This is a genomic window from Haloarcula sp. MBLA0138, from assembly GCF_055632455.1.
Genome location: NZ_CM145746.1, coordinates 923,815 through 949,288 on the forward strand (window position 1 = coordinate 923,815; position 25,474 = coordinate 949,288).

22 protein-coding genes are annotated in these 25,474 nt (G+C 68.2%); 12 read left to right on the forward strand and 10 right to left on the reverse strand.

The window, feature by feature from the left end; all coding sequences use genetic code 11:
• Positions 1-27: 27 nt before the first annotated feature.
• A complete protein-coding gene (gene purM, locus ACV7JO_RS04745) occupies positions 28-1,038 on the forward strand; it encodes a phosphoribosylformylglycinamidine cyclo-ligase (RefSeq protein ID WP_470355196.1) in 1,011 nt (336 codons plus the stop codon).
• Here purM and ACV7JO_RS04750 read toward each other — a convergent pair whose 3' ends face one another.
• A complete protein-coding gene (locus ACV7JO_RS04750; RefSeq protein ID WP_470355197.1) occupies positions 1,039-1,581 on the reverse strand; it encodes a CBS domain-containing protein in 543 nt (180 codons plus the stop codon).
• A 75-nt stretch (positions 1,582-1,656) separates the two neighbouring features.
• Positions 1,657-2,028: a DUF555 domain-containing protein gene (locus ACV7JO_RS04755; protein ID WP_470355753.1), complete on the reverse strand. Its 372-nt coding sequence runs from the start codon at positions 2,026-2,028 to the stop codon at positions 1,657-1,659.
• A gap of 254 nt (positions 2,029-2,282) precedes the next feature.
• Between ACV7JO_RS04755 and ACV7JO_RS04760 the strand changes: the two genes are divergently transcribed.
• The 6 genes from ACV7JO_RS04760 (at position 2,283) to ACV7JO_RS04785 (ending at position 6,446) form a co-directional block, all read left to right on the forward strand.
• Entirely contained in the window at positions 2,283-2,453 is a 171-nt protein-coding gene (locus ACV7JO_RS04760; RefSeq protein ID WP_470355198.1) for a hypothetical protein, read from the forward strand.
• A gap of 58 nt (positions 2,454-2,511) precedes the next feature.
• Positions 2,512-3,243, forward strand: coding sequence for an archaeal proteasome endopeptidase complex subunit beta (psmB, locus tag ACV7JO_RS04765; RefSeq protein WP_470355199.1), 732 nt, complete (start codon positions 2,512-2,514; stop codon positions 3,241-3,243).
• A 63-nt stretch (positions 3,244-3,306) separates the two neighbouring features.
• Positions 3,307-4,662, forward strand: a complete 1,356-nt coding sequence (locus ACV7JO_RS04770) for a phosphohexomutase domain-containing protein (RefSeq protein ID WP_470355200.1) — start codon at positions 3,307-3,309, stop codon at positions 4,660-4,662.
• A 39-nt stretch (positions 4,663-4,701) separates the two neighbouring features.
• Positions 4,702-5,088, forward strand: coding sequence for a cytidine deaminase (gene cdd / locus ACV7JO_RS04775; RefSeq protein ID WP_470355201.1), 387 nt, complete (start codon positions 4,702-4,704; stop codon positions 5,086-5,088).
• Positions 5,085-5,909 carry a nucleoside phosphorylase gene (locus tag ACV7JO_RS04780; protein WP_470355202.1) on the forward strand — a complete coding sequence of 275 codons (825 nt, stop codon included), beginning with the start codon at positions 5,085-5,087 and terminating at the stop codon, positions 5,907-5,909. The genes cdd and ACV7JO_RS04780 overlap by 4 nt, the downstream gene beginning before the upstream one ends.
• 141 nt (positions 5,910-6,050) lie before the next feature.
• Complete coding sequence (locus tag ACV7JO_RS04785; RefSeq protein ID WP_470355203.1) at positions 6,051-6,446, forward strand: DUF7344 domain-containing protein; 396 nt, start codon at positions 6,051-6,053, stop codon at positions 6,444-6,446.
• Between the two features lie 113 nt (positions 6,447-6,559).
• Here the strand turns inward: ACV7JO_RS04785 and ACV7JO_RS04790 are convergent, their stop codons facing one another.
• The gene (locus tag ACV7JO_RS04790) at positions 6,560-7,723 is read right to left on the reverse strand and encodes an NAD(P)/FAD-dependent oxidoreductase (RefSeq protein ID WP_470355204.1); all 1,164 of its coding nucleotides are present in this window, start codon (positions 7,721-7,723) and stop codon (positions 6,560-6,562) included.
• 126 nt (positions 7,724-7,849) lie between these two features.
• Positions 7,850-8,383, reverse strand: coding sequence for an HTH domain-containing protein (locus ACV7JO_RS04795; protein WP_470355205.1), 534 nt, complete (start codon positions 8,381-8,383; stop codon positions 7,850-7,852).
• A 125-nt stretch (positions 8,384-8,508) separates the two neighbouring features.
• Here ACV7JO_RS04795 and ACV7JO_RS04800 point away from each other — a divergent pair, with 125 nt between their 5' ends.
• Together ACV7JO_RS04800 and rocF are read left to right on the forward strand one after the other, a co-directional pair.
• Positions 8,509-9,426 carry an NAD-dependent epimerase/dehydratase family protein gene (locus ACV7JO_RS04800; RefSeq protein ID WP_470355206.1) on the forward strand — a complete coding sequence of 306 codons (918 nt, stop codon included), beginning with the start codon at positions 8,509-8,511 and terminating at the stop codon, positions 9,424-9,426.
• Positions 9,427-9,508: 82 nt separating this feature from the next.
• Positions 9,509-10,423 (forward strand): arginase, encoded by a 915-nt coding sequence (gene rocF / locus ACV7JO_RS04805; protein ID WP_470355207.1) that lies wholly within the window; start codon positions 9,509-9,511, stop codon positions 10,421-10,423.
• A 56-nt stretch (positions 10,424-10,479) separates the two neighbouring features.
• On the opposite strand, the gene gyrA is transcribed toward rocF, so the two are convergent.
• Positions 10,480-12,921: a DNA gyrase subunit A gene (gene gyrA, locus ACV7JO_RS04810; RefSeq protein WP_470355208.1), complete on the reverse strand. Its 2,442-nt coding sequence runs from the start codon at positions 12,919-12,921 to the stop codon at positions 10,480-10,482.
• Positions 12,918-14,846: a DNA topoisomerase (ATP-hydrolyzing) subunit B gene (gene gyrB, locus ACV7JO_RS04815; RefSeq protein ID WP_470355209.1), complete on the reverse strand. Its 1,929-nt coding sequence runs from the start codon at positions 14,844-14,846 to the stop codon at positions 12,918-12,920. Before gyrB ends, gyrA begins: the two co-directional genes overlap by 4 nt.
• A gap of 215 nt (positions 14,847-15,061) precedes the next feature.
• On the opposite strand from gyrB, the gene ACV7JO_RS04820 reads away from it, so the two are divergent.
• The 3 genes from ACV7JO_RS04820 (at position 15,062) to ACV7JO_RS04830 (ending at position 18,792) form a co-directional block, all read left to right on the forward strand.
• On the forward strand, positions 15,062-17,458 hold the full coding sequence (locus ACV7JO_RS04820; protein WP_470355210.1) for a DNA topoisomerase VI subunit B: 2,397 nt from the start codon (positions 15,062-15,064) through the stop codon (positions 17,456-17,458).
• Positions 17,455-18,561 (forward strand): DNA topoisomerase IV subunit A, encoded by a 1,107-nt coding sequence (locus ACV7JO_RS04825; RefSeq protein WP_470355211.1) that lies wholly within the window; start codon positions 17,455-17,457, stop codon positions 18,559-18,561. Before ACV7JO_RS04820 ends, ACV7JO_RS04825 begins: the two co-directional genes overlap by 4 nt.
• Before the next feature lie 69 nt (positions 18,562-18,630).
• Positions 18,631-18,792 (forward strand): hypothetical protein, encoded by a 162-nt coding sequence (locus tag ACV7JO_RS04830; protein ID WP_470355212.1) that lies wholly within the window; start codon positions 18,631-18,633, stop codon positions 18,790-18,792.
• A 93-nt stretch (positions 18,793-18,885) separates the two neighbouring features.
• On the opposite strand, the gene ACV7JO_RS04835 is transcribed toward ACV7JO_RS04830, so the two are convergent.
• From ACV7JO_RS04835 to ACV7JO_RS04850, 4 genes are all read right to left on the reverse strand, one after another.
• Positions 18,886-19,632 carry an MBL fold metallo-hydrolase gene (locus tag ACV7JO_RS04835; RefSeq protein WP_470355213.1) on the reverse strand — a complete coding sequence of 249 codons (747 nt, stop codon included), beginning with the start codon at positions 19,630-19,632 and terminating at the stop codon, positions 18,886-18,888.
• A gap of 64 nt (positions 19,633-19,696) precedes the next feature.
• The gene (gene ligA / locus ACV7JO_RS04840; protein WP_470355214.1) at positions 19,697-21,355 is read right to left on the reverse strand and encodes an ATP-dependent DNA ligase LigA; all 1,659 of its coding nucleotides are present in this window, start codon (positions 21,353-21,355) and stop codon (positions 19,697-19,699) included.
• A gap of 38 nt (positions 21,356-21,393) precedes the next feature.
• On the reverse strand, positions 21,394-23,838 hold the full coding sequence (locus ACV7JO_RS04845; protein WP_470355215.1) for a type II secretion system F family protein: 2,445 nt from the start codon (positions 23,836-23,838) through the stop codon (positions 21,394-21,396).
• Position 23,839: 1 nt separating this feature from the next.
• On the reverse strand, positions 23,840-25,465 hold the full coding sequence (locus tag ACV7JO_RS04850; RefSeq protein ID WP_470355216.1) for a type II/IV secretion system ATPase subunit: 1,626 nt from the start codon (positions 25,463-25,465) through the stop codon (positions 23,840-23,842).
• Positions 25,466-25,474 lie beyond the last annotated feature (9 nt).

Consider the following 25,474-nt stretch of genomic DNA (forward strand, 5'->3'; position numbering starts at 1 on the left):
TTGCCCGCGCCCCGCACCGTCTCGGGTATGACCGACGACGGCGCGGACGCCGAGGAGTCCGCCGACGAGGAGGGACTGACCTACGCCGAGACGGGCGTGGACATCGGCGAGAGCGAGGCCGCGACGAAGGCGCTCATCGGCGCGGCCGGCGAGTTCGAGGGCGACTACGCCGGGCTGGTCGACATCGGCGACCAGTACCTCGCGCTCGCCACCGACGGCGTCGGGACGAAGCTACTGGTCGCCGAGGCCGTCGACGACTACTCGACCATCGGCATCGACTGCATGGCGATGAACGCCAACGACCTCGTCGCGGCGGGCGTCGAGCCCGTCGCCTTCGTCGACTACCTCGCCGTCGAGGCTCCCGACGAGGCGACCAGCGAGGCCATCGGCGCGGGCCTACGGGAGGGAGCCGAGCGGGCCGGCGTCGCCCTCGTCGGCGGCGAGACGGCTGTGATGCCCGATGTCATCGAGGGGCTGGACATCGCGGGGACCTGTGCCGGCCTCGCTCCGAAAGACGCCGTCTTCCCCGGTGAGGCCGAGGCCGGCGACGCCCTCGTTGGCTGGCCCTCCTCGGGTATCCACTCCAACGGCCTGACGCTGGCCCGCGAGGCGGTCACGCGGAACCACGACTACACCGACCCGTTCCCGCCGAACCCCGACGCGAGCATCGCCGAAGAGCTGCTCACGCCGACGCGCATCTACAGCGACGTGCTGGGGCCGCTGCGGGCCGTCGACACCCACGCCGCGGCCCACGTCACCGGCGGCGGCTGGACGAACCTCACGCGCATGGGGGCGTTCCGCTACGAGGTCACCGACCCCTTCGACGCGCAGGCGGTCTTCGGGTTCGTCCAGCGCGAGGGGAACGTCGACGACGAGGAGATGCACCGGACGTTCAACATGGGCACCGGATTCGTGGCGGCGATGTCGGAGGACGACGCGGAGGCGGTCGTCGAAGACAGCGATGACGCCCGGATTGTCGGCCGCGTCGAGGCGGGCGAAGAAGCCGTCGCGATTCGCGGGCTGGAACTGCGGGACTGACTAGCTGACCGTCGCGGCGATGTCGGCCTCGGTGATGACGCCGACCGTCTCGCCGCCCTCGACGACGATGACGGCGGCGTTGTGGTTGAGGTAGGCGTCGACCTCGTCGATGGTCGCGTCCGGTTCGACGACGGCGATGGACTCGTGCATCACCTCGGCGACCGGGAGGTCGCCGACGTTCTCCTCGTCGCGCTGGCGGATGTCCGAGTTGCCGATGAGCCCCTGCGGGGAGCCGTCGCGGACGACCGGTACCTGCGAGTAGCCACGGTCGTCCATCAGGTTCTTGGCCTCGTGGACGGCGTCGTCGGGGGCGACCCCGACGACCGGGGTGTTCATCACGTCCCCGGCTCGGACGATGCCGCCCTCGGCCTCCTGCAAGGCGTTGACGATGCGCCGGAGCGTCGACAGGCGCGGGTCCACGTCGCCGCCCTCGATTCTGGCGATGAGCGGCTGTGACACGTCGGCCCGGTCGGCCAACTCGCTCTGTGTCAGCCCCAACTCGTTGCGCCGTTCGCGCAGGTCCTCGGGCGTCGGTAGCTCCATGGCGCTGTATAACCAAAGGTAATACAAAAACCCACCGGCTCCGCCTGCGGCGTGGCCGTTCGGACCCCTGTTCGGTCAGGCCTCGGCCTCGGCCTCGTCGTCGCTCTCCTCGGTTTCGAAAGCCTCGACGACCTTCAGCGGCACGTCCCGCAGCGCCCCGCCGATTTCGCTCTTGGCGATGCGCTGTGCGTGCTCGACCGACTCCGCGTTGAACACTTCCATCTCCAAGACGAGCCCGACCAACGCGGTGTCGGCGGCGATGAACGCCGAGTCGAACGGCTCACCGCAGGCCGGACACCCAGTCGCGCCGACCTCGACCTCGACGTAGTCCATGTCGGACTCGTTGAGTCGCTTGCCCGCCTCGCTCACCGCGACGCCGATGGCGTCGTCGATGTCCTCTACGTCACGAACCAACCAGGCCGCTTCCATCGCCACGAGGTAGTTCATACTCGTACGCTCGACCCCCGAGTACTCCATAGTTTTGATTCCGGACGGCGCGCACGTCACCGCAAATATCGGCATAAGTTATGCGAACGCCCGAGCAGGCCAACGGCCCAGTTACGCCGACGAACGACCCCGTGCCGTGTCGACGGCATCGCATCGGGCGTCACGACGAAACCGCAAGACTGCGGCCGTGTCTCTTTTGGCGGCCGGTGGAAAAGCTTATGTATCACTCTCACGCTGAGACGCACCGAGGGACGATGGAATCCCAACTGTACGCACTCGCTGTGCTCGCGCTGTACCAACTCGCCTTGGTGTTCGGTATCGTGTTGCTCCCGGTCGCGGTCGTGACCGAGCGCCTCGGCGTGACACTCCCCGTCGACCGAGCAGTCGACCGACTCGGCGACGCCTACGAGCGGGCGAGCGCCTGACAGGGACGGTCCGTCACAAGAAGAGGTTTTATCAGCGCCGGACTGGTATCGGGCGGTAATGCCCCACGACATCTCTGGACCCGACGTCTCGCAGCACCAGCGGCCCCCGACGGCCGCGGAGTTCCAGACTGACCCCTACGAGCCCGAAGTCGGCTCGCTCCCCGAACAGTCCGCCCGCGACGAGGAGACGGTCAACAAGACGGGTACGACCACCATCGGCATCGCCACGAGCGAGGGCGTCGTCGTCGCCACCGACATGCGCGCCTCGCTGGGCGGCCGCTTCGTCTCCAACAAGAACGTCCAGAAGGTCGAGCAGATACACCCGACGGCCGCGCTGACCCTCGTCGGCAGCGTCGGCGGCGCGCAGTCGTTCATCCGCTCGCTGCGGGCCGAGGTGAACCTCTACGAGGCCCGGCGCGACGAGGACATGACGATGCAGGCCCTCTCGACGCTGGCGGGTAACTTCGCCCGCGGCGGTCCCTTCTTCGCCATCAATCCCATCCTCGGCGGCGTCGACGAGGACGGCCACCACGTCTACTCCATCGACCCCGCCGGCGGCGTGATGAAAGACGACTACACCGTCACCGGCTCCGGCCTGACCGTCGCCTATGGGACCTTGGAGGACCGCTACGAGGACGACATGACCAACGCCGAGGCCCGCGAGGTCGCCGCCGCCGCCATCAAGGCCGCCGCCGAGCGCGACACCGGGTCGGGCAACGGTATCTACCTCGCCGACGTGACGAGCGACGGCGTCGACATCGAGGGTCACGACTTCGACGACCTGCTGTAGTCCGGTCTCCCGGGACCGACCGCGAACGGGACTACTAAACCGCGCCCCGACCGACCCACACGCATGACTCTGTTCGGGACCGCCGGCATCCGCGGCCCGGTCGACGACGCGGTGACGCCGACCCTCGCGCTCCGGGTCGGACAGGCCGCCGGCCGGGATGGCGAGGAGTTCGCGCTCGGCTACGACGGGCGCGTGACCGGACCGGCGCTGGCCGACGCGCTGGCCGCCGGCCTCCAGAGCGCCGGCGCTCGCGTCGTCCGCCTCGGCCGCGTCCCCACGCCCGCGCTGGCGTTTGCCTCCCGCGGTCGCCGCGGCGTGATGGTGACCGCCAGCCACAATCCGCCGGCGGACAACGGCATCAAACTGTTCGCCGACGGCGAGGAGTACGACGGCGAGGCCGAAGCCCGTATCGCGTCGCGGGTCGCCGACGCGGACGGCCCCGCCGAGTGGAACCGCTGGGCGTCGACCGAGTCGGCCGACCGCCTGTCCGACTACCGGGCGGCCGTCGTGGCCTACGCCGACGGCCACGGCGCGGCCCCGGACGGCGTAACCGTCGCCGTCGGCTGTGGGAACGGGATGGCCGGGTGGGCGACGCCGCAGGTCCTGCGCGCGCTCGGGGCGTCGGTCCGGGCCGTCGAGGCCAACGTCGACGGCTACTTCCCGGCCCGGGAGAGCAAGCCCACGCCGGAGACGCTGACGGAGTTCCGGTCGTTCGTCGCGGCGACGGACGCAGAAGTCGGGTTCGCCCACGACGGCGACGGCGACCGGGTCGTCGTCGTCGACAGCGACGGCGAGGTTGTTCACGAGGACACTGTCGTCGCCGTCCTCGCCGAACACTACACCGCCGCGGCCGACGCCGCGGACCCGGTGGTCGTGACCACGCCCAACGCCTCCGGGCGCATCGACGAGCGGGTCGCGGCAGCCGGGGGCCGCGTCGAGCGGGTCGCGCTCGGCGCGCTCCACGAGGGCATCGCCCGCGAACGCGAGCGCGCCGGCCCCGGGACCGAAGTCGTCTTCGCGGCCGAGCCGTGGAAACACGTCCACCCCGGTCTCGGCGGCTGGATAGACGCCGTCGCCAGCGCCGCCGTGGTGACGCGGCTGGTCGCCGCCGAGCCCTTGGCCAAGCGCCGCGAGGCCGTCACCGAGCGGCCCTACCGGAAGGTCAGCGTCGACTGCCCCGACGACGCCAAGGCCGCGGTGATGGACCGCCTCGAAACCGCCCTGCCGAAGCGGTTCCCCGACGCCGCGGTCGAGACGGAGTACGGCGTCCGCCTCGCCTTCGCGGACGGCGCGTGGACGCTGGTCCGGCCCAGTGGGACGGAGCCGTACGTCCGCGTCTACGCCGAGAGCGAAGCCGTCGACGACCTCGTCGGTCGGGTCGTCTCGGTGGTCGAGGACGCCGTCGCGGACCGGACGTAGTCCCGGTGCTTATTTCTCGCCGCCCGCCGAGCAACGGGCATGGACGACCTCCTCGAAGCGGCCCGCGACGCGGTCGCTCGGTCGTACGCGCCCTACTCCGAGTACCGCGTCGGCGCGGCCATCGAGACGGCCGACGGAACGGTGTACACTGGCTGTAACGTCGAGAACGCGAACTACAGCAACAGCCTCCACGCCGAGGAACTCGCCGTCGGGAAGGCCGTCGACGACGGCCACCGCGAGTTCGAGCGCCTCGCCGTCTCCTCGGCGGCCCGCGACGGCGTCACCCCCTGCGGGATGTGCCGGCAGACGCTGGCCGAGTTCTGCGGCGACGACCTCGAGATTCGCACCGACGGCGACGCGGGCCGGACGCACACGCTGGGGGAACTGCTGCCCGAGACCATCACGCAGTCGCATCTCGACCGATGACCGGCGACAGCGAGGACCCGAACGACGGCGAGCAGTACCACCTCGAAGTCGAGGACGACGACGTGGCCGAGACCGTCCTGCTCCCGGGCGACCCCGACCGCGTCGAGACGATAGTCACGGGGTGGGACGACCACGCCCTCGTCGGCGACCACCGCGAGTACCGCACGGCGACCGGCCGCCACGAGGGGACGCCGCTGTCGGTCACCTCGACCGGCATCGGGTCGCCGTCGGCGGCCATCGCCGTCGAGGAACTCGCCCGCGTCGGCGCGGAGACGCTCGTCCGGGTCGGCTCCTGTGGGGCCATCACCGAGGCCGCCGCCGTCGGCGACCTCGTCATCACGACCGGCGCGGTCAGGCAGGAGGGGACCAGCGGCGAGTACGTCCGCGAGGACTACCCGGCCAGCGCCGACCACCGGGTCGTCTCGGCGCTGGTCGCCGCCGCCGAGGAACTGGGCTACGACTATCACCTCGGCGTCACCTGCTCGACGGACAGCTTCTATGCCGGCCAGTCCCGGCCGGGCTTTGGCGGGTTCGAGGCCCGCGGGAGCGGCGAGCGACTCGCCGAACTCCGCGAGGCCGGCGTCGTCAACTTCGAGATGGAGGCCGCTGCCGTCCTGACGCTCGCGGGCCTCTACGGGCTTCGGGCCGGCGCGGTCTGTACCGTCTACGCCAACCGCGAGACCGGCGAGTTCCGGACCGAGGGCGAGCGCAGGGCGGCCGACTGCGCGAGTCTCGCGGCGACGTATCTCGACCGGATGGACGCCGCCGTCGCCGAGAGCGACGCCGACCGCTGGCACGCCGGCCTCTCGATAGAGCGGTGAGCGCCGCCCCGACGGTCCCGGGACGCCGCGAGGCCTCTACCCTTCGCCGGTGCGCCGTCCGGCACGGCTCGCGCGCCGCGTCCCGGCCCGGACCGGTGTCTAGCAGTAGTACTTAAGTTCGCAACGTTTGTTTGAGAGTACATGTCTATTGGCCCTTCGGGGGACGGGGACTGGGCTGGCCGGTGGGACCAACTGTACGACGCGCTTTCGGCGGAGCCGCGTCGGATGGTACTCATCTCGCTGGCAGACGAACCCCGAGAGTGCCGGCTCCCGCTGCCCGACGCCGCCGAGTCGCCGAATCAGGCGATAGACGCCGAGCGGCTGCGCGTCCAGTTGCACCACCACCACCTCCCGATGCTCGCCGGCGCGGGGTACGTCCGATGGGAACGCGAGCCGTTCTGCGTCCAGCGCGGCCCGCACTTCGACGAGGCGGCGTTCGTCGTGAACACGCTGCTAGATTCCACCGACGAGATTCCACAGAGTCTGGTAGACAACTGCCGGATTCTCCTCCGGATGACCGACGACGACTCGAACTGACACCGACCTCGCGGCGATGGACTCCGCGGGCGGCACAGCGCAGTCGAGAGGAGCGCCGTTCTACGAGCGGTTCGGCCGCCCGAGCGGGCCGCGGTCGACGGTTTCCACCGCGCTCACATGTCGGGCCACGCCTTGACGGCGCGGCCGACGCCGGTGACGTCGGCAATCCAGCGGGCGGCGATGCCTTTCTTGAGGAGCTTGGCGGGGAGGCCGCCGAAGGTGTCGATGGGAACGTTCATCACGTCGTGGGCGACGGCCTTCTCGCCGACGGAGACGACCGTGCCCTTGTCCTTGTGGGTCCACGTCTGGAGGGGCTGGCCCCGGACGGAGCGAGCGAGGTTCTCGCCGGCGACCTCGGCGGCCTGCCACGCGGCCTGTGCGGTGGGCGGGGCGGGCTGGTCGCCGGGCTGGTCGATGAGCGCGGAGTCGCCGATGGCGAAGACGCGGTCGTCGTCGGTCTGGAAGTTCCCTTCCGCGTGGATGCGGTGGTTGCGCTCGTCCTTCTCGAGGTCGACGTCGGCGATGCAGTCGCGGCCGGTGATGCCGCCGGTCCAGACGAGGACGTCGTAGTCGAGTTCCTCGTCGTCGCCGACGTAGACGGTTTCGGCGTCGACTTCGCCGATGAACTCGCCGCATTCGATGTTCACGTCGCGGGCTTCGAGGCGCTTGCGGAGCGCGCCCTGCAGTTCGGGGTCGCTGTTGGGGAGGACGTTGTCCAGCCCTTCGACGAGGTGGATGTCGATGGGGGCGCGGTGTTCGTCGCGGAACTCGGCGACTTCGCCGGCGGTCTGGATGCCGGAGAGGCCGGCACCGCCGATGACGACCTGTGCGGGGTCGGACCGGGAGGCGTCGCGGGCGGCGGCTTGGATGTCGTCGTGGATGTCGAGGGCGTCGTCGAGGCTCTTGAGGGTGTGGGCGTACTCTTCGAGGCCGTCGATACCGAAGAAGGCGGTCTGGGAGCCAAGCGCGACCAGCAGGTAGTCGTAGTCGATGGGGTCGCCGGATTCGAGTTCGACCGTGCGGTCGTCCGTGTCGACGCCGACGACCTCGTCGTGGACGAACTGGGTGGTCGGCTCCTTTATCTCGTGGACGGGGATAGTGATCTTCTGCTGGACGGCAGGGTCGCGGATGCAGCGATGGGACTCGTGGAGGACGAGATGGTAGTCGGTGTCAGAGACCCACGTCACGTCGGCCTCGCCGTTCAGTTCCGCCTCGAGACTGTTGATAGCGCCGGCACCCGCGTAGCCTGCGCCAAGCACCACCACGTTCTCTGTCATACCGTCCGGTCGGTCGTCGGGTGATACAAAGGCTTTGAAATCCGCCGCAGGATATCGTGTCGTGGCCGAACGTTCGTGGAGGATTCGAACCGGCGACGGCGGAGAAGAGGGTCGAGAGCCGGCGAGTCAGTGTTCGGGCTCGCCGGCGGGCGCCCGCATGTCGTCGATAGTGAGGATGAGCTTGTTGTTGGTGTCGTCTTTCCCCTCCAGCGTCCCGATTATCTGGAGCTTCGAGAGCGGCGTCGGCCCGACGGTGACCGAGTCGCCCTCGTGGAACGTGGAGATGGTGCCTTGGAGCTGTATCTCCGCGCGACACTCCTCGGGGTGGTGGACGCTCGTCAGGTCTATCTCCTCGACGTTGGCGTGTTCGACGAGTTCCCCGTTGTGGCGAAGCGGGACCTCGGCGGCTTGGTCCATGTCCTGAATCTGGAGTGCGTCGTAGGCCGTCGCCGTCGGCTTGTACCCGCCCTTCGGACCGGGGACGCCTTCGACCAACTGGAGCGCTTTCAGGCTCTGCATCTGGTTGCGGATGGTCCCCGGATTTCGGTCGACCTTCTGAGCGATGTCCTCGCCTTTGACCGCACTTTCACTTTCACGGTACAAATTTACCAGTTCTTGCAGAATGTTCTTCTGACTCGGTGTCAGTTCGATTGATGACATAATGGGTCGTTCGGCATAGCCGCCCTTAAACCCGACGGTGGTGTACGTCGCGTCCGCCCGCCGTCGTCGGGTCGTCGTCGGCGTGAACCGATAGCGATTTCAACCCTGAGTTTCACGATATAGGCATGGAAAATAAGCGTGTGCTCGTCACCGGCGGTGGCGGGTTCATCGGGTCGAACTTGGCGAACGCGCTGGCAGCGGACAACGACGTGGTCGCCGTCGACGACGGCTACCTCGGCACCCCAGAGAACGTCGACGACGCAGTGGAGTACGTCGAGCGCAGCGTCGTCGCGGACGACCTGCCGACCGACGTAGACGTCGTCTTTCACCTCGCCGCCCTCTCGTCGTACGCGATGCACGAGGACGACCCGACCCACGGCGCACGCGTCAACGTCGAGGGGTTCGTGAACGTCGTCGAGCAGGCCCGCGACGACGGCTGTGACACCGTCGTCTACGCCTCCACCTCCTCCATCTACGGGAGCCGAACCGACCCCTCCCCAGAGGACATGTCGGTCACGGTCAACACCGGCTACGAGGCCTCGAAGATGGCCCGCGAGACCTACGCCGAGTACTTCGGCAACCACTACGACCTCACGCTCGCGGGCATGCGCTTTTTCTCGGTGTATCAGGGCTACGGCGGCGCGGAGGAACACAAGGGCGAGTACGCCAACGTCATCGCCCAGTTCGCCGACGACATCGCCAACGGCGAGGCCCCGAAGCTCTACGGCGACGGCTCCCAGACCCGCGATTTCACCCACGTCTCGGACATCGTGCGCGGGCTGATACTGGCCGCCGAACACGAACTCGACGGCGTCTACAACCTCGGGACCGGCGAGGCCTACGACTTCGACACCGTCGTCGAGATGATAAACGAGGAGATAGGCACCGCCGTCGAACCGGAGTACGTCGAGAACCCCATCCCCGAGGACGTCTACGTCCACGACACCTGCGCGGACTACGAGAAGATGCGCGAGGCGACCGGCTGGGAGCCCGAGATATCCTTCGAGGAGGGTATCGAGCGGGTCTGCCGGCAGTACACCTGAGGCGCACCGTCGGACGTTTCTCCCCGCTCTGACACGCTTCCCGTGTCACCGGCCTTTATACCTCCGACCGTGAAGGACGGCTATGGACCGAAGCGTGCGCGTCCTCGGGGTGCCGATGGACCTCGGGGCCGACAGGCGCGGCGTCGATATGGGGCCGTCCGCCATCAGATACGGCGGCCTCGCCGCCGAACTCGAATCGCTCGGCCTCGGCTGTACCGACGGTGGCGACATCGCCGTCCCGCGGCCCGAGGAGCGGGACCCGGACGCGCCGGGTGTCCCGACCGGGCGAGCCAAGTTCTTCCGCGAGACGCGGGAGGTCTGTGAGGACGTGACCACCGCCGTCGAGGCGACCCGCGCCGACGGCGAGTTCCCGCTCCTGCTGGGCGGGGACCACTCCATCGCCATCGGGACAGTCAACGGTGCGGCGGCCGACACCGAGGACATCGGCGTCGTCTGGTTCGACGCCCACGGCGACTTCAACACCCCGACGACGACGCCCAGCGGGAACATCCACGGGATGTCGCTCGCGGCCATCCTCGGCAAGGGCGCGTTCGCCGACCGCGAGTGGGCCCACGCCCACGCCGTCAACGAGGAGAACGTCGCCATCGTCGGCCTCCGGAACGTCGACGACGAGGAACGGGCGCTGATACGGGAGAGCGAGGCGACCGCGTACACCATGTCGGACCTCGACGGCCGGAGTACGCCGGCCGTCGTCGAGGAGGCGCTGGACGTCGCCACGGACGGCACCGACGGCGTCCACGTCTCGCTCGACCTCGACTGGCTGGACCCGACCGAAGCGCCCGGCGTCGGGACCCCCGTCCGGGGCGGGGTCTCCTACCGCGAGGCCCACGTCTCGATGGAGCGGGTGGCCCAGCGAACCGACTCGCTGCGGTCGCTGGAACTCGTCGAGGTCAACCCCATCCTCGACGACCACAACCGGACGGCGGAACTGGCCTGCGAACTGGCCGCCAGCGCCCTCGGAAAGAAGATTCTATAGGACGCTCGTTTCATCACTCGCCGCGAAAACGTGGGCGAAAAAGTCGCTCGCTTCGCTTACTCGCCCGCGGGCACGACCGTCACGCTCGCCACGCGGTCGCCGGCTTCGAGTTCCATGATGGTGACGCCCTTCGTGTTCCGACCGACCTGCGAGATGTCGCCGGCCCGGATGCGCATTATCTGGCCGTCCTCGGACATGATGACGAGGTGGTCGGCGTCGGTGACGGCCTTGGCCGTCCGGACGCGACCGTTGCGCTCGTCGGTCTTGATGTCGATGAGTCCTTTGCCGTAGCGCGATTGGGTGCGGTACTCGTCGAGTTTCGTCCGCTTGCCGAAGCCGTGTTCGGTGACGGTCAGCAGCGAGCGCTCGTCGGCGTCGTCGGTGGCGACCATCGCGGCCACCCTGTCGTCGCCCTGCAGTTTGATGCCGTTGACGCCGCGGGCCGACCGCCCCATCTCACTGACCTCGTTCTCGTCGAAGCGGATGGTCATCCCCTCCTCGGTGGCGATGACGAGGTCGCCCTCGCCGTCGGTGACCTCCACGTCGACGAGGGCATCGCCGTCTTCGAGGCTGGCGGCCCGGATGCCCGTCGAGAGGATGTTCTCGAACTGGTCACAGCAGGTCCGCTTGACGTAGCCGTTCCGGGTGACCATCGTGATGCACTCGTCGGTCTCGAACTCGTCGGTGGAGACCACCGCGGTTATCTCCTCGCCGTCGTCCAAGTCGATGAGGTTGATGGCCGACTTCCCACGGGCGGTGCGGGACATCTCCGGTATCTCGTAGGTCTTCAGCCGGTAGACCTGCCCGCGGTTGGTGAAACACAGGAGGTAGTCGTGGCTGTTGGCTCGGAAAACCTTCGAGACGCGGTCGCCCTCCTTGGGGTCCGCGCCGATGATGCCCTTCCCGCCGCGGTTCTGCGGGTCGAAGGCATCGACGGCCATCCGCTTGATGTAGTCGTCCTCGGTGACGACGACGACGCAGTCCTGTTCGGGGATGAGGTCCTCGTGGGTGACCTCGCCCTCGTCCTCGACGATGGCGGTGCGGCGCTCGTCGTCGTATTCGGCTTTCATCTCGCGGAGTTCGTCCTTGATGACGCCGTCGAGTTTCTCGGCGCTGTCGAGCACCGACCGGAGGTACTCGATGGTCTCCTGTACGTCCGCGTACTCGTCCTCTATCTCGGCGGACTCCATCGAGGTGAGCGAACCGAGTTGCATCCGGACGATGTGGGCCGCTTGGTCCGCCGAGAAGTCGAGTCGCTCCTGCAGTCCGCTGCGGGCGGCGTCGCGGTCCTCGCTGTTGCGGATGAGTTCGACCACGTCCTCGACGTTCTCTAGGGCCTTCAGCCGGCCTTCGAGGATGTGGGCGCGGTCCTCGGCCTCGGCGAGGTCGTGTTCCGAGCGCCGGCGGACGACCTCGCGGCGGTGCTCGACGTAGTGTTGCAGGGTCTCTTTCAGCGAGAGGACCTTCGGTTGGCCGTCGACCAGCGCGAGGTTGATGACGCCGAACGTCGATTCGAGGTGGTGGTCCAGCAGGCGGTTCTCGACCACGTCGACGTTCGCGCCCCGCTTGAGGTCGACGACGATGCGGACGCCGTTGCGGTCGGACTCGTCGCGCAGGTCCGCGATGCCCTCTATCTCGCCGTCGTTGACGTCGTCGGCGATGCGCTCGACGATGCGGGCCTTGTTCGCCTGATAGGGCAGTTCCGTGACGACGATGCGGCCGGCCTCCCGGTCGACCTCGTACTCGGCGCGCACCCGGAGGCGGCCCCGTCCCGTCGAGTACGCCGAGTAGATGGCGTCCCGGCCGACGATGTTGCCGCCGGTCGGGAAGTCGGGGCCGGCGACGTGGTCCATCAGGTCCTCGACGGTGCAGTCGGGGTTGTCGATGAGGTGGACCGTCGCGTCGACGAGTTCGCCGAGGTTGTGCGGCGGGATGTTGGTCGACATCCCGACGGCGATGCCCGACGAGCCGTTGAGAAGCAGGTTCGGGAGCTTCGCGGGCAACACGTCGGGCTCCTGTAGCCGGTCGTCGTAGTTGCTGGAGAAGTCGACGGTGTCTTTCTCGATGTCGGCCAGCAGGTCCTCGGTGATGGGGGCCATCCGGGCCTCCGTGTACCGCATCGCCGCCGCGGGGTCGCCGTCCATCGAGCCGAAGTTCCCCTGTCCGTCGACCAGCGGGTACCGCATCGAGAAGTCCTGTGCCATCCGGACGAGCGTGTCGTAGATGGCCGAGTCGCCGTGGGGGTGGTAGTCACCCATCGTCTCGCCGACGATGGAGGAGGACTTCCGGTGGCTGGAGCCGGCGGTGACGCCCATCTCGTGCATCGCGTAGAGGATGCGCCGGTGGACCGGCTTCATCCCGTCGCGCACGTCCGGGAGCGCCCGGCCCGCGATGACCGACATCGCGTAGTCGATGTAGGACTGCTCCATCTCGTCCTCGATGCGGACGTGTTTCACGCGCTGTGCGGGACCGCCGTCCTCTGGCACGTCCGAACTCATATGTCGACCCACTCCGCTTCCGGGGAGTGTTCCTTGATGAACTCCTTGCGCGGTTCGACGGCGTCGCCCATGAGGACGTTGAACATCTTGTCGGCAGCGGCCGCGTCCTCGACGGTTATCTGCTTGAGGATGCGGTTCTCGGGGTCCATCGTCGTCTCCCACAGCTGTCCGGGGTTCATCTCACCGAGTCCCTTGAACCGCTGGACCTGCGTGGGGTTGCCGTCGCACTTCTCCTCGACGATGCGGTCCCGTTCGTCCTCCGTCATGGCGTCGTAGGTCTCGCCGCGGTAGCGCACGCGGTACAGCGGCGGCTGGGACGCGTAGACGTGGCCGGCCTCGATGAGCGGGCGCATGTGCCGGTAGAGCAGCGTCAACAGGAGCGTCCGGATGTGGGCTCCGTCGACGTCGGCGTCGGTCATCATGATTATCTTCTCGTAGCGGAGGTCGTCGAGGTCGAACTCGTCGCCGATACCGGTGCCAAGCGCCGTGATGAGGTTCCGAATCTCGTCGTTTTCGAGGATGCGGTCGAGCCGGTGTTTCTCGACGTTCAGAATCTTCCCCTTGATGGGGAGGATGGCCTGAAACTCGGGGTTGCGGCCCTGCTTGGCCGAGCCGCCGGCGGAGTCGCCCTCGACGATGAACAGCTCGGCGTCCTCGGGCTCTCTGGTCTGGCAGTCCGCGAGCTTTCCGGGCAGCGCCGTCGAGTCGAGCGCGGACTTCCGGCGGGTCAGCTCCTCGGCCTTCTTCGCGGCCTTCCGGGCCTTCGCGGCCTCGACGGCCTTGCCGACGATGGACTCGGCGGTGTCGGGGTTCTCCTCGAAGTACGTGTCCAGCCCGTCGTGCATCGCGGACTCGACGACGCCCCGGACCTCGCTGTTGCCCAGTTTCGTCTTGGTCTGGCCCTCGAACTGCGGGTCGGGGTGTTTGATGGAGATGACGGCGGTCAGCCCCTCGCGGATGTCCTCGCCCTTGAGGGTGCCGTCGATGTCCTTCAGGAGGCCGTTGTCCTGCGCGTAGTCGTTGACGACCCGCGTCAGCGCCGTCTTGAACCCGGTGAGGTGGTCGCCCCCCTCGCGGGTGTTGATGTTGTTGGCGAAGGCGTGAATCGAGCCCTGCAGGTCGTCGGTCCCCTGCATGGCGATCTCGACTTCGACGGTCCCCTCCGGGACCGTCTCGCTGTCCTCGAAGTAGATGACGTCGGCGTGGAGGTGGTCCTTGGTCTCGTTGAGGTAGCCGACGAACTCCTTGATGCCGCCCTCGTACTCGAAGGTCTCGGCGGTGTCGTCGCGCTCGTCGGCGAGCGTGATGGCGACCCCGGAGTTGAGGAAGGCGAGTTCGCGCAGGCGGGATTCGAGCGTGGAGAAGACGAACTCGCCGGTCTCGAAGATGTCGTCGTCGGGCCAGAATTGTACCGTCGTCCCGGTCTCCTCGTCGGGTTCGAGGTCGCGGACGCGTTCGAGGTCCGCCTCCGGCGCGCCGTGGTCGAACCGCTGTCGCCAGAGCGCCCCGTCGCGCTTTATCTCCACTTCGAGCCACTTCGAGAGCGCGTTGACGACGCTGACCCCGACGCCGTGGAGCCCTCCGGAGACCTGATAGGACTTGCTGTCGAACTTCCCCCCGGCGTGCAGGACCGTCATGACCACTTCGACCGCGGGGCGGCCGTGCTCTTCGTGGGTATCGACCGGAATACCCCGCCCGTCGTCGGTGACGGAGACGGACCCGTCGTCGTGGATGGTCACGTCGATAGTGTCACAGTAGCCGGCCAGCGCCTCGTCGATGGCGTTGTCGACCACCTCGTAGACGAGGTGGTGCAACCCCCGCGCGTCCGTCGACCCGATGTACATCGCGGGCCGCTTCCGGACGGCTTCCAGACCTTCGAGGGTCTGAATCGACTTGGCGCCGTACTCTTCAGACTCGCCTGACATAGGAACTAAATCGTGTTAGTGGGTGGGGGCGTATAAAGCTCCCGCACGCGCGCGTGTGGCGGCATTTCCGGCCCTCCGGGTCCTGCGGGACATCCCGGTCTCAGACCGTCTGCGTCGCCACTGTGACGCCGTTCCGACCGGCTCGCCGTCGTCCGGTTCACTTTCACCCCGGTGGCGAATCTCTTATATCCCCGACGGCGGTACGCTACCGTAGCATGACCTCGTATCAGTCACGACTCGGGGACGGCGAGGGTATCGCCGAGGAGCTGGCCGAGTCCCAGCGGGCCATCTCCATCGCCGAGTTCTTCGAGAAGAACAAGCACATGCTCGGCTTCGACTCGGAGGCCCGGGCGCTGGTGACGGCCGTCAAGGAGGCCGTCGACAACGCGCTGGACGCCTGCGAGGAGGCCGGTATCCTCCCGGACATCTACGTCGAAATCACGGAGGCGGGGGACTACTACCGCCTCGTCGTCGAGGACAACGGCCCCGGTATCACGAAGGAACAGCTCCCGAAGATATTCGGGAAGCTCCTGTACGGCTCGCGGTTCCACGCCCGCGAGCAGAACCGCGGCCAGCAGGGTATCGGCATCTCCGCGGCCGTCCTCTACTCGCAGTTGACCTCGGGCAAGCCCGCGAAGATCACCTCCCGGCCGAAGGGGCGGGCCGACGCCCAGTACTTCGAACTCATCGTCGATACGGATACCAACGAACCCGAAATCAGCGTCGACGAGACCACCTCGTGGGAGCGCCCCCACGGGACGCGCATCGAACTGGAGATGGAAGCCAACATGCGCGCCCGGTCGAGCCTGCAGGACTACATCAAGGACACGGCGGTCGTCAACCCCCACGCCCGAATCGAGTTCGACGAGCCCGGACTGGACGAGCCCCTGAAGTTCGAGCGCGCCGAGAACGCGGCGCTCCCCGACGAAACCGAGGAGATACGGCCCCACCCCCACGGTGTCGAACTCGGGACGCTGCTGAAGATGCTGGAGGCGACGGACTCGTACTCCGTCTCCGGCTTCCTCCAAGGCGAGTTCACGCGCGTCGGCGGGAAGACGGCCGACAGCGTCATCGGGAACTTCACCGACCGCCACTACGGCCGCGGGATGGCGTGGCGGCCCCCGGAGGTACAGGACGACGCCGACGTCGAGGCCGCCGTCGAGGACGCCGTGGCGAACAAGGGGGCCGAGGCCACCGCCGCCTTCGCCGCGGCCGTCGCCGAGGCCGTCGCCGACCGCGACCGGGTGGCCCACCACGAGATAGCCGCCGTCGTCGCCGAGACGGCTGACGACGTGGAGGCCGAGTACGACGCGACGTTCGGGTCGACGGTCCGGGAGAACGCCGTCGCGGCGGCGTGGGCGGCCGTGACGGCCGAGCGGACGAGCGACCTCTACGGGCTGGTCGACGCGGCTACGACCACTCGGAAGGACGATGCCGCCATCGAGGGACTGGCCCGGCGACTGGCCGACAAGTTCGGCGAGGCCGACGACAGCCGCCACCGCCTGACCCGCGACGAGTTCCGCGCCTACGTCGACCGCGCGGCCGACATGACCGAGGACCACGGCGACGCGACGTTCGGCGACACCGCCCGCGAGAACGTCCTCGAGGAGCTGTGGGCCGCCGCCGAGCGGGTCCCGGACGACCCGCCGAACGTCTCGGCGGTCGCCGACGACCGCGACACGGCCAGCGACCTGCTGGAGGCCATGCGCGAGACGGACATCATCGCGCCGCCGACCGACTGCCTCTCGCCCATCTCCGCGGAACTGGTCGAGTCCGGGCTGCGAAAGGAGTTCGACGCCGACTTCTACGCCGCCTCGACACGGGACGCCTCGGTCCACGGCGGCGACCCGTTCATCGTCGAGGCCGGCATCGCCTACGGCGGCGAACTGGAGAGCGAGGGCAGCGTCGACGTGATGCGCTTTGCCAACCGCGTCCCGCTGGTCTACCAGCGCGGGGCCTGTGCCACGACCGACGTGGTCAAGGACATCAACTGGCGCAACTACAACCTCGACCAGCCCGGCGGCTCTGGCATCCCGAACGGCCCCGCCGTCGTGATGGTCCACGTCGCCTCCACGAACGTCCCGTTTACCAGCGAGTCGAAAGACGCCATCGCCAATCTCCCGGAGATGGAAGACGAGATAGAGCTCGCCATCCGGGAGGCGGCCCGCGAGCTCAAGAGCTACCTCAACAAGCGCCGGTCGATGCAACAGCGCCGGCAGAAACAGGACAAGCTGGCGACCATCCTGCCGGAGATGGCCGAGAAGCTGACGCAGGTCACCGACAACGAGGAGCTGAACATCGACGACTCGCTGGCCCGCATCATGAACAACGTCCTCGTCGAGCGCGCCGTCGAGGACGGCCGCGTCCGCCTCACCGTCGAGAACAACGACGACACCAACGCCGACGTGGAACTGACCGACATCGTCACCGCGGAACCGCAGGACACCAACGGCGCGACTGTCGTCGAGATGGACGGGGAGTGGTTCGTGAAGTGGACCCCGACGGTTGGGGCCGGCGAGACCGAAACGCTGGAGTACAGCGTCGACGGCGAGGCGGAGTTCACCGTCTCCGTCGACGGCGTCGAAGACGAGAAGCTGACTGTCAACGCATGAGTACCGACACAGACACCGACCCGACCGACGCGGAGGCCCGCGAGCGACTCATCGACCTCGCGGCGGAGTTCTACGACCAGTTCGCCGAAGGCGACGTGCCGAAGATGCGGATTCCGACCCGTACGAAGTCCAACATCGAGTACGACGAGGACAAGGACGTGTGGGTCTACGGCGACCGGAGTTCCACGCGGTCGGCCAAGACCGTCTCCGGGGCCGAGAAGCTCCTGAAGGCCGTCTACACCATCGACTTCCTCAGCCAGCAACTCGACGAGGACCGCTCGTCGACCCTGCGTGAACTGTACTACCTCTCGGAGTCGTGGGACCTAGAGGAGGCCCAGTTCAACACCCAAGACGAGTCCAACAACCTCATCGAGGACTTGGAAATCGTCTCCGAGGTCAAGCGAGAGGACTTCCACATGCGTCCGGAGGAGTCCGGCGCGAAGGTGATGGGGCCGCTCCTGTTGCGCGAGCAGACCAGACGGGGCGACCGCGAAATCCACTGTCAGGAGGACGTGGGCCAAGGGGGGTACCAGATTCCGAACAACCCCGACACCATCGAGTTCCTCGACCACGACGCCGACTTCGTCCTCTGTGTCGAGACCGGCGGGATGCGCGACCGCCTCGTCGAGAACGGCTTCGACGACGAGTACAACTGCATCGTCGTCCATCTGGGCGGTCAGCCCGCCCGCGCCACCCGCCGGCTGACCAAGCGCCTCCACGACGAACTTGACCTCCCGGTCGTGGTCTTCACCGACGGCGACCCGTGGTCGTACCGCATCTACGGCTCCGTCGCCTACGGCTCCATCAAATCCGCGCACCTCTCGGAGTACCTCGCTACGCCCGAGGCGAAGTTCGTCGGCATCCGCCCGCAGGACATCGTGGAGTACGACCTGCCGACGGACCCGCTGGCGGATTCGGACGTCAACGCCTTGGAGTCCGAACTGGAGGACCCACGCTTCCAGACGGAGTTCTGGACCGAGCAGATAGAGCTCCAACTCGACATCGGGAAGAAGGCCGAACAGCAGGCGCTTGCCTCCCGCGGGCTGGACTTCGTGACCGACACCTACCTGCCCGAGCGCCTCTCGGAGATGGGCATGCTGTAGCCCGGCGGTCGGTTTCGACGCTCGAAACGGATGGTGTGATTATTACTTCGGAGCCCCGTAGCGACCGGTATGCCCGTCATGTCCAGCGACGACTTCTCGTTGCACACCGAGGACTGCGACCAGTACGACGACGGGATGCCGGTCACCTCGTTCCCGGACGAGGTGACGAGCATCGACGACTTGGAGTGTGGCTGCTGGGACGGCTTCGACTCGCTGACGGAGGCCGAGTGAGACACAGGTGGTCGCCGGACGGACGCGGAATCGGAGCGCGCGGACAGCGGTCGGACGGCCGCACCCGTCGGCCGCGCTCTCCCGTCCCGCCCGTCAGGACTCGTCGAGGACAACCGGGACGCCGCGTTTCGCCACGTCGCGGGCGAACGCCCCACTATCGGCCCCGAGTTTCTCGAACGTGTTGTAGTGGATAGGGAGTACGAGGTCGGGGTCCATCGCCGCGGCGAGTTCGGCCGCACCGTGGCGGTCCATCGTGTAACTCTGGGCGATGGAGGGGACAAACAGCGACACGTCGAGTTCGGCGTGGCCCTCCAGTACGTCGGTGTCGCCGGTCCAGAAGACGCGTGTCCCGGCGAGCGAGAGGAGGTAGCCACAGCCGATACCCTTCGGGTGGTGGGGCGTGCCGTCGGCTTTCACGTGCGGGCCGTCCGCGTGGTTGAACGCCGGCACCGTCCAGACGGGCACGTCGTCGACGACGAGTTCGTCCTCCATCGACACCTCGCGCACGTCGTAGTCGAGGGTGGCGACGCGGTCGAGGTCGCGGTCGGACTGGTGGACGTCGATGCCCTCGAAGGCGACGACGGTGGCATCGTCCTTGGCGACCCGGCGGATGCCGTCGGGGTCGTAGTGGTGGACGTGGGTCACCAAGACCACGTCGCCGTCGTTCGGGGCGTACTCGCGGGCCGGCGGGTGGTCGGCGTCCTCGTCGTAGGGCTCCCACTCACCCGTCAGGACGCCGTAGCGGCCGGGGTCCATGTAGACGACGGTGTCGTCGCCTTCGAGTCTGAGCGTGGCGTATCCGAGCCACTCCGCGGTGATGTCGTCGTGTCGGACGGTCATGCCGGCGGCTACTGCCAGCGGCGACATACGCGTGTCGGTCCGGTGCGCCGGCCGGTAGCTGCTTCTACTGCCGGTCGGCAAGCCGCTCGACACGGTCCAGCGAGTCCGCCTCGGCCGGTGGCTTGTCCTCACGGACGGCGACGAAGCGGGGGAAGCGGAGCGCGTACCCGGAGGCGTACGTCGACGAGGCCTGTATCTCCTCGTAGCCCACCTCGAAGACGACGGCGGGGTCGAGAGACACGTCCCGCCCGTCCTCGGCGGTGACGTGGGGTTCGAGGCGCTCGGTCAGGTCGTCGAGTTCGGCGTCGGTGACGCCGGTGGCGACGTTGCCCACCGTCGCGTACCCGTCGTCGGTCCGGAGCGAGAGTTCGAACGTGCCGAGGACGTTCGCCCGGCGGCCCTCGCCCCACTCCGCGCCGGTGACGACGCAGTCCAGCGTCTCAACGTCGGGCTTGCGCTTGCGCCAGCGCCGCCCGCGCTTGCCCGGCGTGTAGCTCCCGTCGGGGGCTTTCAGCATGATGCCCTCGTGGCCGGCGTCCAGCGCCGCGCGCTCGACGGCCGCTATCTCCTCGGCGTCGTCGGTCAGGTGTAGGGTCGAGACGACGCCGCTCCCGTCGGGAAACAGCGACGACAGCGCGGCGTGGCGCTCCCGGAGCGTCGCGTCCAGCAGGTCCTCGCCGTCGGCGTGCAGGCAGTCGAACGCCTGCAGGCGGACGGTCACCTCCTCCCGGGCGCGGGCCACGTCGTGCTTGCGCCGGAACCGGCGCAACACCTCCTGAAAGGGCAGCGGGTCACCGGTATCGTCGACGGCGACGACCTCGCCGTCGACGATGGCGGGGACCGACAGCGACTCCTCGACGGTCGTGACGACCTCCGGAAGGGGGTCGGTCACCTCCTCCATGTTCCGGGAGAAGACGCGGGCGCTGTCGCCGTCGTAGTGGACCTGTACCCGCGCGCCGTCGTACTTCCACTCGACGGCCGCCCGCTCCCAGTCCTCCAGCGCGCCCGTGACAGTGCCGGCCTGTGCGAGCATCGCCTGCACCGGCCGCCCGACTTCCAGCGCGATGTCGGCCAGCCCGTCAGCGCCCGCCTCGCGGGCCACCTCGGCGACGTGGCCGTAGTCGTTCGACACCTGCAGCGCGCGGGCGACGGTCTCGACGGGCACGTCGAACGCCGCGGCGACGGCGTCGCGGACGGTCCCCTCGCCGACGCCGATACGCATCTCGGCGAGGACGAGACGGGCGAGGTACCGGGCCTCGTCGGGCCGGCAGCGGTTGAACAGGCCAAAGAGCGTGTCGACCTTGGTCGCGCGGCTCCCGTCACCGTCGGCGGCCGCCAGTTCCCGGAGCGCGGCGTCGACCTCGCCGACCGTGAGCGACTCGTCGCCGTCGGCCCCGAACGCGCCCAGCCCCCGCTGACCGCCGAAGTCGTAGCTCGCGGCCACGTCGCCTATCTCCCCGCGGTCGGCGAGGCGCGCCTCCACGTCGTCGGCGTCGACGTTCCGGCCGGCGGCCCGCGCGATGGCCTCGTAACACAGCCGCGGTCCCACGTCGAGCGTCGCGGAGTCGTGGGCGGGGAAGACGCGTCCCTGCACGAACCGGGCGACCGTATCGAGTTCGCCCTCGCTCGCCGCGAACAGCGCCGTCACGCCCTCGGTGACGGCGGTGTCGGCGCTCTCGCTCTCGATGTCGGCGGCGCGCTCGGCGAAGGCTGCGAACTCCATCACCCCACGGTACCCGGTTGCGGACCGTAAACCCAGCGTCACTCGACGGTCAGCGTGACGGTGACTGACTCGCTCTGCCCGCTAGCGGGGTACGGCTGGTCCGGCGACCCCGTCGGCACCTCGAAGTCGTAGTCGAGGCGCTCGTTGTCGTTGGTCTCCTGATGGACGACGAGTACCAGCCGCCGTCCCGGCGGGGGCTCGCCGTTCAGTTGGACGGTCACGTCGTCGTGGGTCCCGGGTTCGAGGTAGCCGGTCGCCCCCAGCACCCTGCCGTCGGCCTCGAACTCGTGGACGACGACGTACCCCCCGCTGGACAGCGAGGCGGAGTCGACGGTCAACTGGTCGCCGTCGACGGCGGGCTGCTCGACGGCCAACGAGGCGACCGGCGAGGACAGCAACACGAATGCCGCGTAGGCCACGCCCAGCAGAATCGCCGCGTGTTTCGCGCCGTCTCGGAGCGTCCCCTCGCCGAGTTGGCCGCCGATGAACCCCGTCAGAATGGCCTGCACGATGGCCGTGTGGAAGAACACGAGCGTGTAGGCGGCCTTGTCGACCTGCCCGAGCCGGGCGAACTGCTCGACGCCGACGCCCAGCCGGTTCGACGAGTCGGGAGTCGGCACGCTGGAGGGGAGACTCGGCACCAGCACCTCCTGAACCGCGACGATGATGACCAGAAAGACCAGAAACGAGATGTAGATGACCACGAGGTAGGTGAACATCTGTCGCCGCCGGCGCTTGCGAAGGCGCAGGTCCGAGCGGGCCTGCGTGGCCGCGATTCGCAGGACTGGACCGAGCTGTCCGGAGGCGTACATCGCGTTCGTCAGCAACATCACGACGCGGGTCACCGCCGTCGTCCTGATTCGGCGACCGAACCGAATCAGTGCGTCGTCGACGTTCGCGCCCAGTTCGATGTCCGCCCAGATGTGGTCGACCTCGGGCGTCAGGACGCCGATGTCGCTGCCCCGGACCCGGCGGACGCTCTCGACGACGGTCATCCCGGCCTCGTTGAGGCTCGCCAGCCGTTCGAGCAGTTCCGGCGTCGCCTCCTCGATGCGGTCGATGCGCCGCCGGTAGACGTACCGGACGGCGGCGAAGCTGGCGAGCACCAACAGCAGCGACTGGACGGCGAAGTCGTCGAGCAGCCGGACGTTCACGCTCTGGGTCTGGAACGCGGCCGGCGACCGGACGAGGAAGGCGACGACGGCCACCGGGACGGCGACGTAGAGGACGCGGGTGGGGTGCCACAGCAGCGACCGTAGCGGCGACCGCAGCGTCTCGGTGAGCCAGCGCAGTCGGTCGTGGAACCGCAGGCGCGCCCAGTTCGCGTCGACTCCCGGAACGACGCCGCCGTCGGCGAGCCCCCGCCGGCTCCGGGTCGCCGCCGGGACGCCGTGGGTCGTCGTCTCGAGGCGGTCGAGTACGTCCGTCGTCCCGCCGCCGCCGATGCCCAAGGCGTCGAGCTTCTGGTCCAGATACACCATGAAACCGACGTTCGCCAGCGGGATGACGAGGTACGCGAGCAGTTGCAGGAGCCAGAGCGTGTCCGTCGTCGTCAGCCCGAACACGAGCAGGATGGTGATGAGAAACAGGACGGCCGCGACGAAGACGGTGACGTACGCCTCGGCGATGGTCGCCAGCCGTTCGAGCAGTTCCTCTTGGCGCTCCGCGGCCTCGGACTGGTGGCGCTGGTACTGGTCCTGCAGGAACGACGACAGCGACTGCCCGCTCTGGAGGACGCTGGAGAGGTTCTCGGTGAACGTCTTGAACTGCTCGCTGGGCGTGCGCCGCGAGACGTGTCTGAGCGCCGTTATCATGTCCCGGCCGAACAGGTCCATCTGCCGGACGGCGACCCCGACCTCCCGCGCGGCGTCGCCGTATATCTCGTCGTTGCGGGCCAGCGTCCGGAGCACGTCGGGAAACGACATCCCGCCCCGCGAGAGCGCGTACATGAACGCGAGGGTGCGGGGCATCCCCTCGTCGATGTTCCGCTGGCGGACATCGGCCGTGTCCTTGGGGAGTTCCCACCGCAACACGTATGTCAGGGCGGCCGTCACGAGACCGCCCGCGAAGCCGCTGCCCACGAGGACGAACAGCGTCTGGTCCGGTGTCAGGACGAGTTCGAAGCCACGGATGCCCAGCGCGGCGACCATCGTCGGCGGCAACCCCATCAGCAAGTCGACGATGGCCGGCACGGCCAGCAGGAACCCGCCGACGAGGTAGGCCCCGGCGACCGCGCCGCCGACGGCACCCAGCCCCGTGAACAGGAACGTTCGGGCCGCGTAGCCCCGGTAGGTCTGGCTGATGTAGGCCGCTTCGAGGCGGCGCTCGCGCTCCTCCGAGGGCTTGACGTAGCGGCCGAACAGGCGGCGCGCGAACCGGGTCAGCTGTCGGTCGAACGAGGGGTTCGCGCCGCCGTACAGCACCACGACGAGGATAGCGAAGACGACCGCGAGCGGTGCCAGTCCGAGCGGGTTCAGCGCCATGTCAGGCCCGGGCCGTGACGCCGATGTTCTCGAGTACCTCGTCCTTGTCGGCGTAGTACTTGTTGACCATCGCGGTGAACCGCCGGTAGTCGCTGACCCCCTCCTCGTGGAGGTACTCGAGGAACCGCTCGCGGTGGTTCAGCTCCCGGCGGAGTTCCGACTGGCTCCACCCGCGCTCCTGTCGAATCTCGTCCAAGAGCTCGCTGTTGTTCTCGGTGAAGGTGTCGGCGGTAGCCCGCCACGAGTAGGTGTTCGAGTAGTCGAGTTCGCCGGTCCGCTGGTCGATGCCCTCGATTTCGGCGAGGGTCTTGGCCCGGCGGACCCGCTGGTCGTCCGAGCGGGCCAACACCTGCACACAGAGGACGTCGAGGCTCTGGACCATCGGCCGCGGGACGTTGATGGGTTCGTTCTCCAGCCGGTTGATGACCGTCTGGACCGAGTCGGCGTGCATCGTCGAAAACGTCGTGTGGCCGGTGTTCATCGCCTGAAACAGCGTGATGGCCTCCTCGCCACGAACCTCGCCGACGACGATGTACTCGGGGCGGTGACGCAGCGCCGACCGCAGGAGGTCGTACATCGTGATGTCGGAGTCGTCCAGCCGTTCGCGGGTGACCGCCGAGAGCCAGTTGTCGTGGTACAGCGACAGCTCGCGGGTGTCCTCGATGGTCAGCACCTTCGACCGGGGCGGGATGAACATCGCCAGCGCGTTCATCGAGGTGGTCTTGCCCGCGGCCGTCCCGCCGGCGAAGATGAGCGACTTGTTGGACTCGATGGCGAGCCAGAGGTACGCCAGCATCTCAAGCGAGAAGGTGCCGTACTCCAGCAGGTCGATGGGCGTGAACGGCTCGTCGGCGTACTTCCGGATGGTGAACGCGGACCCGCGGGGCGTGACCTCCTCGCCCAGCGCGAGTTCGATGCGGGAACCGTCCGGAAGCGTCGTCGACACCACGGGGTCCGAGACGGAGACGTGCCGGCCCGACCGCTGTGCGAGTTGGATGACGAAGCTGTCCAGTTCCTCCTCGCCGTAGACGATGTTCGTCTCGATATCGGTGTACTGGTCGTGGTAGACGAAGATGGGGAGGTTCGCCCCGTCACAGGAGATGTCCTCGATACCCGGGTCGTGCATCAGCGGGTCGATGTGGCCGTAGCCGAGGAAGGAGCGATAGAGGTAGTAGTACAGCCGGTAGTACGTCTCGGGCTCGACGACGACGCCGTACTCCTCCAGTCGGGCACGCAGTTCCTCGGCGAGGGCCCGCTCGGGGTCCGTATCGACCTCCTCGCGGTAGATGAGCGGGCCGCGGACGTCGTCGAACAGGCGGTCGAGAAGCTCCTCCTCGATGTCGGTCAGCGACGGCTCGACGACGTGGTAGACGTGTTCGTCGCGCTCGGGGTCGCGGCTGATGGAGACGAACGCGAACGGGGCGTTGAGCCAGTAGCGCTCGACCTCCTCGGGGTACCCCTCGACGCCGTCGAACGAGACCAGTGACCCGTGTCTCTCGGGGTCGTAGTTCGAGGTCGGGACGGCCGACCCCGACAGCATCGTCGCCGTCCGCGAGAGCCACGCTCGGATGTGGCCCAGCGGGTCGTCGACGACGTCGCCGGGGGCGGGAGTTTCTGGGTCGGACATCGGTAAGGC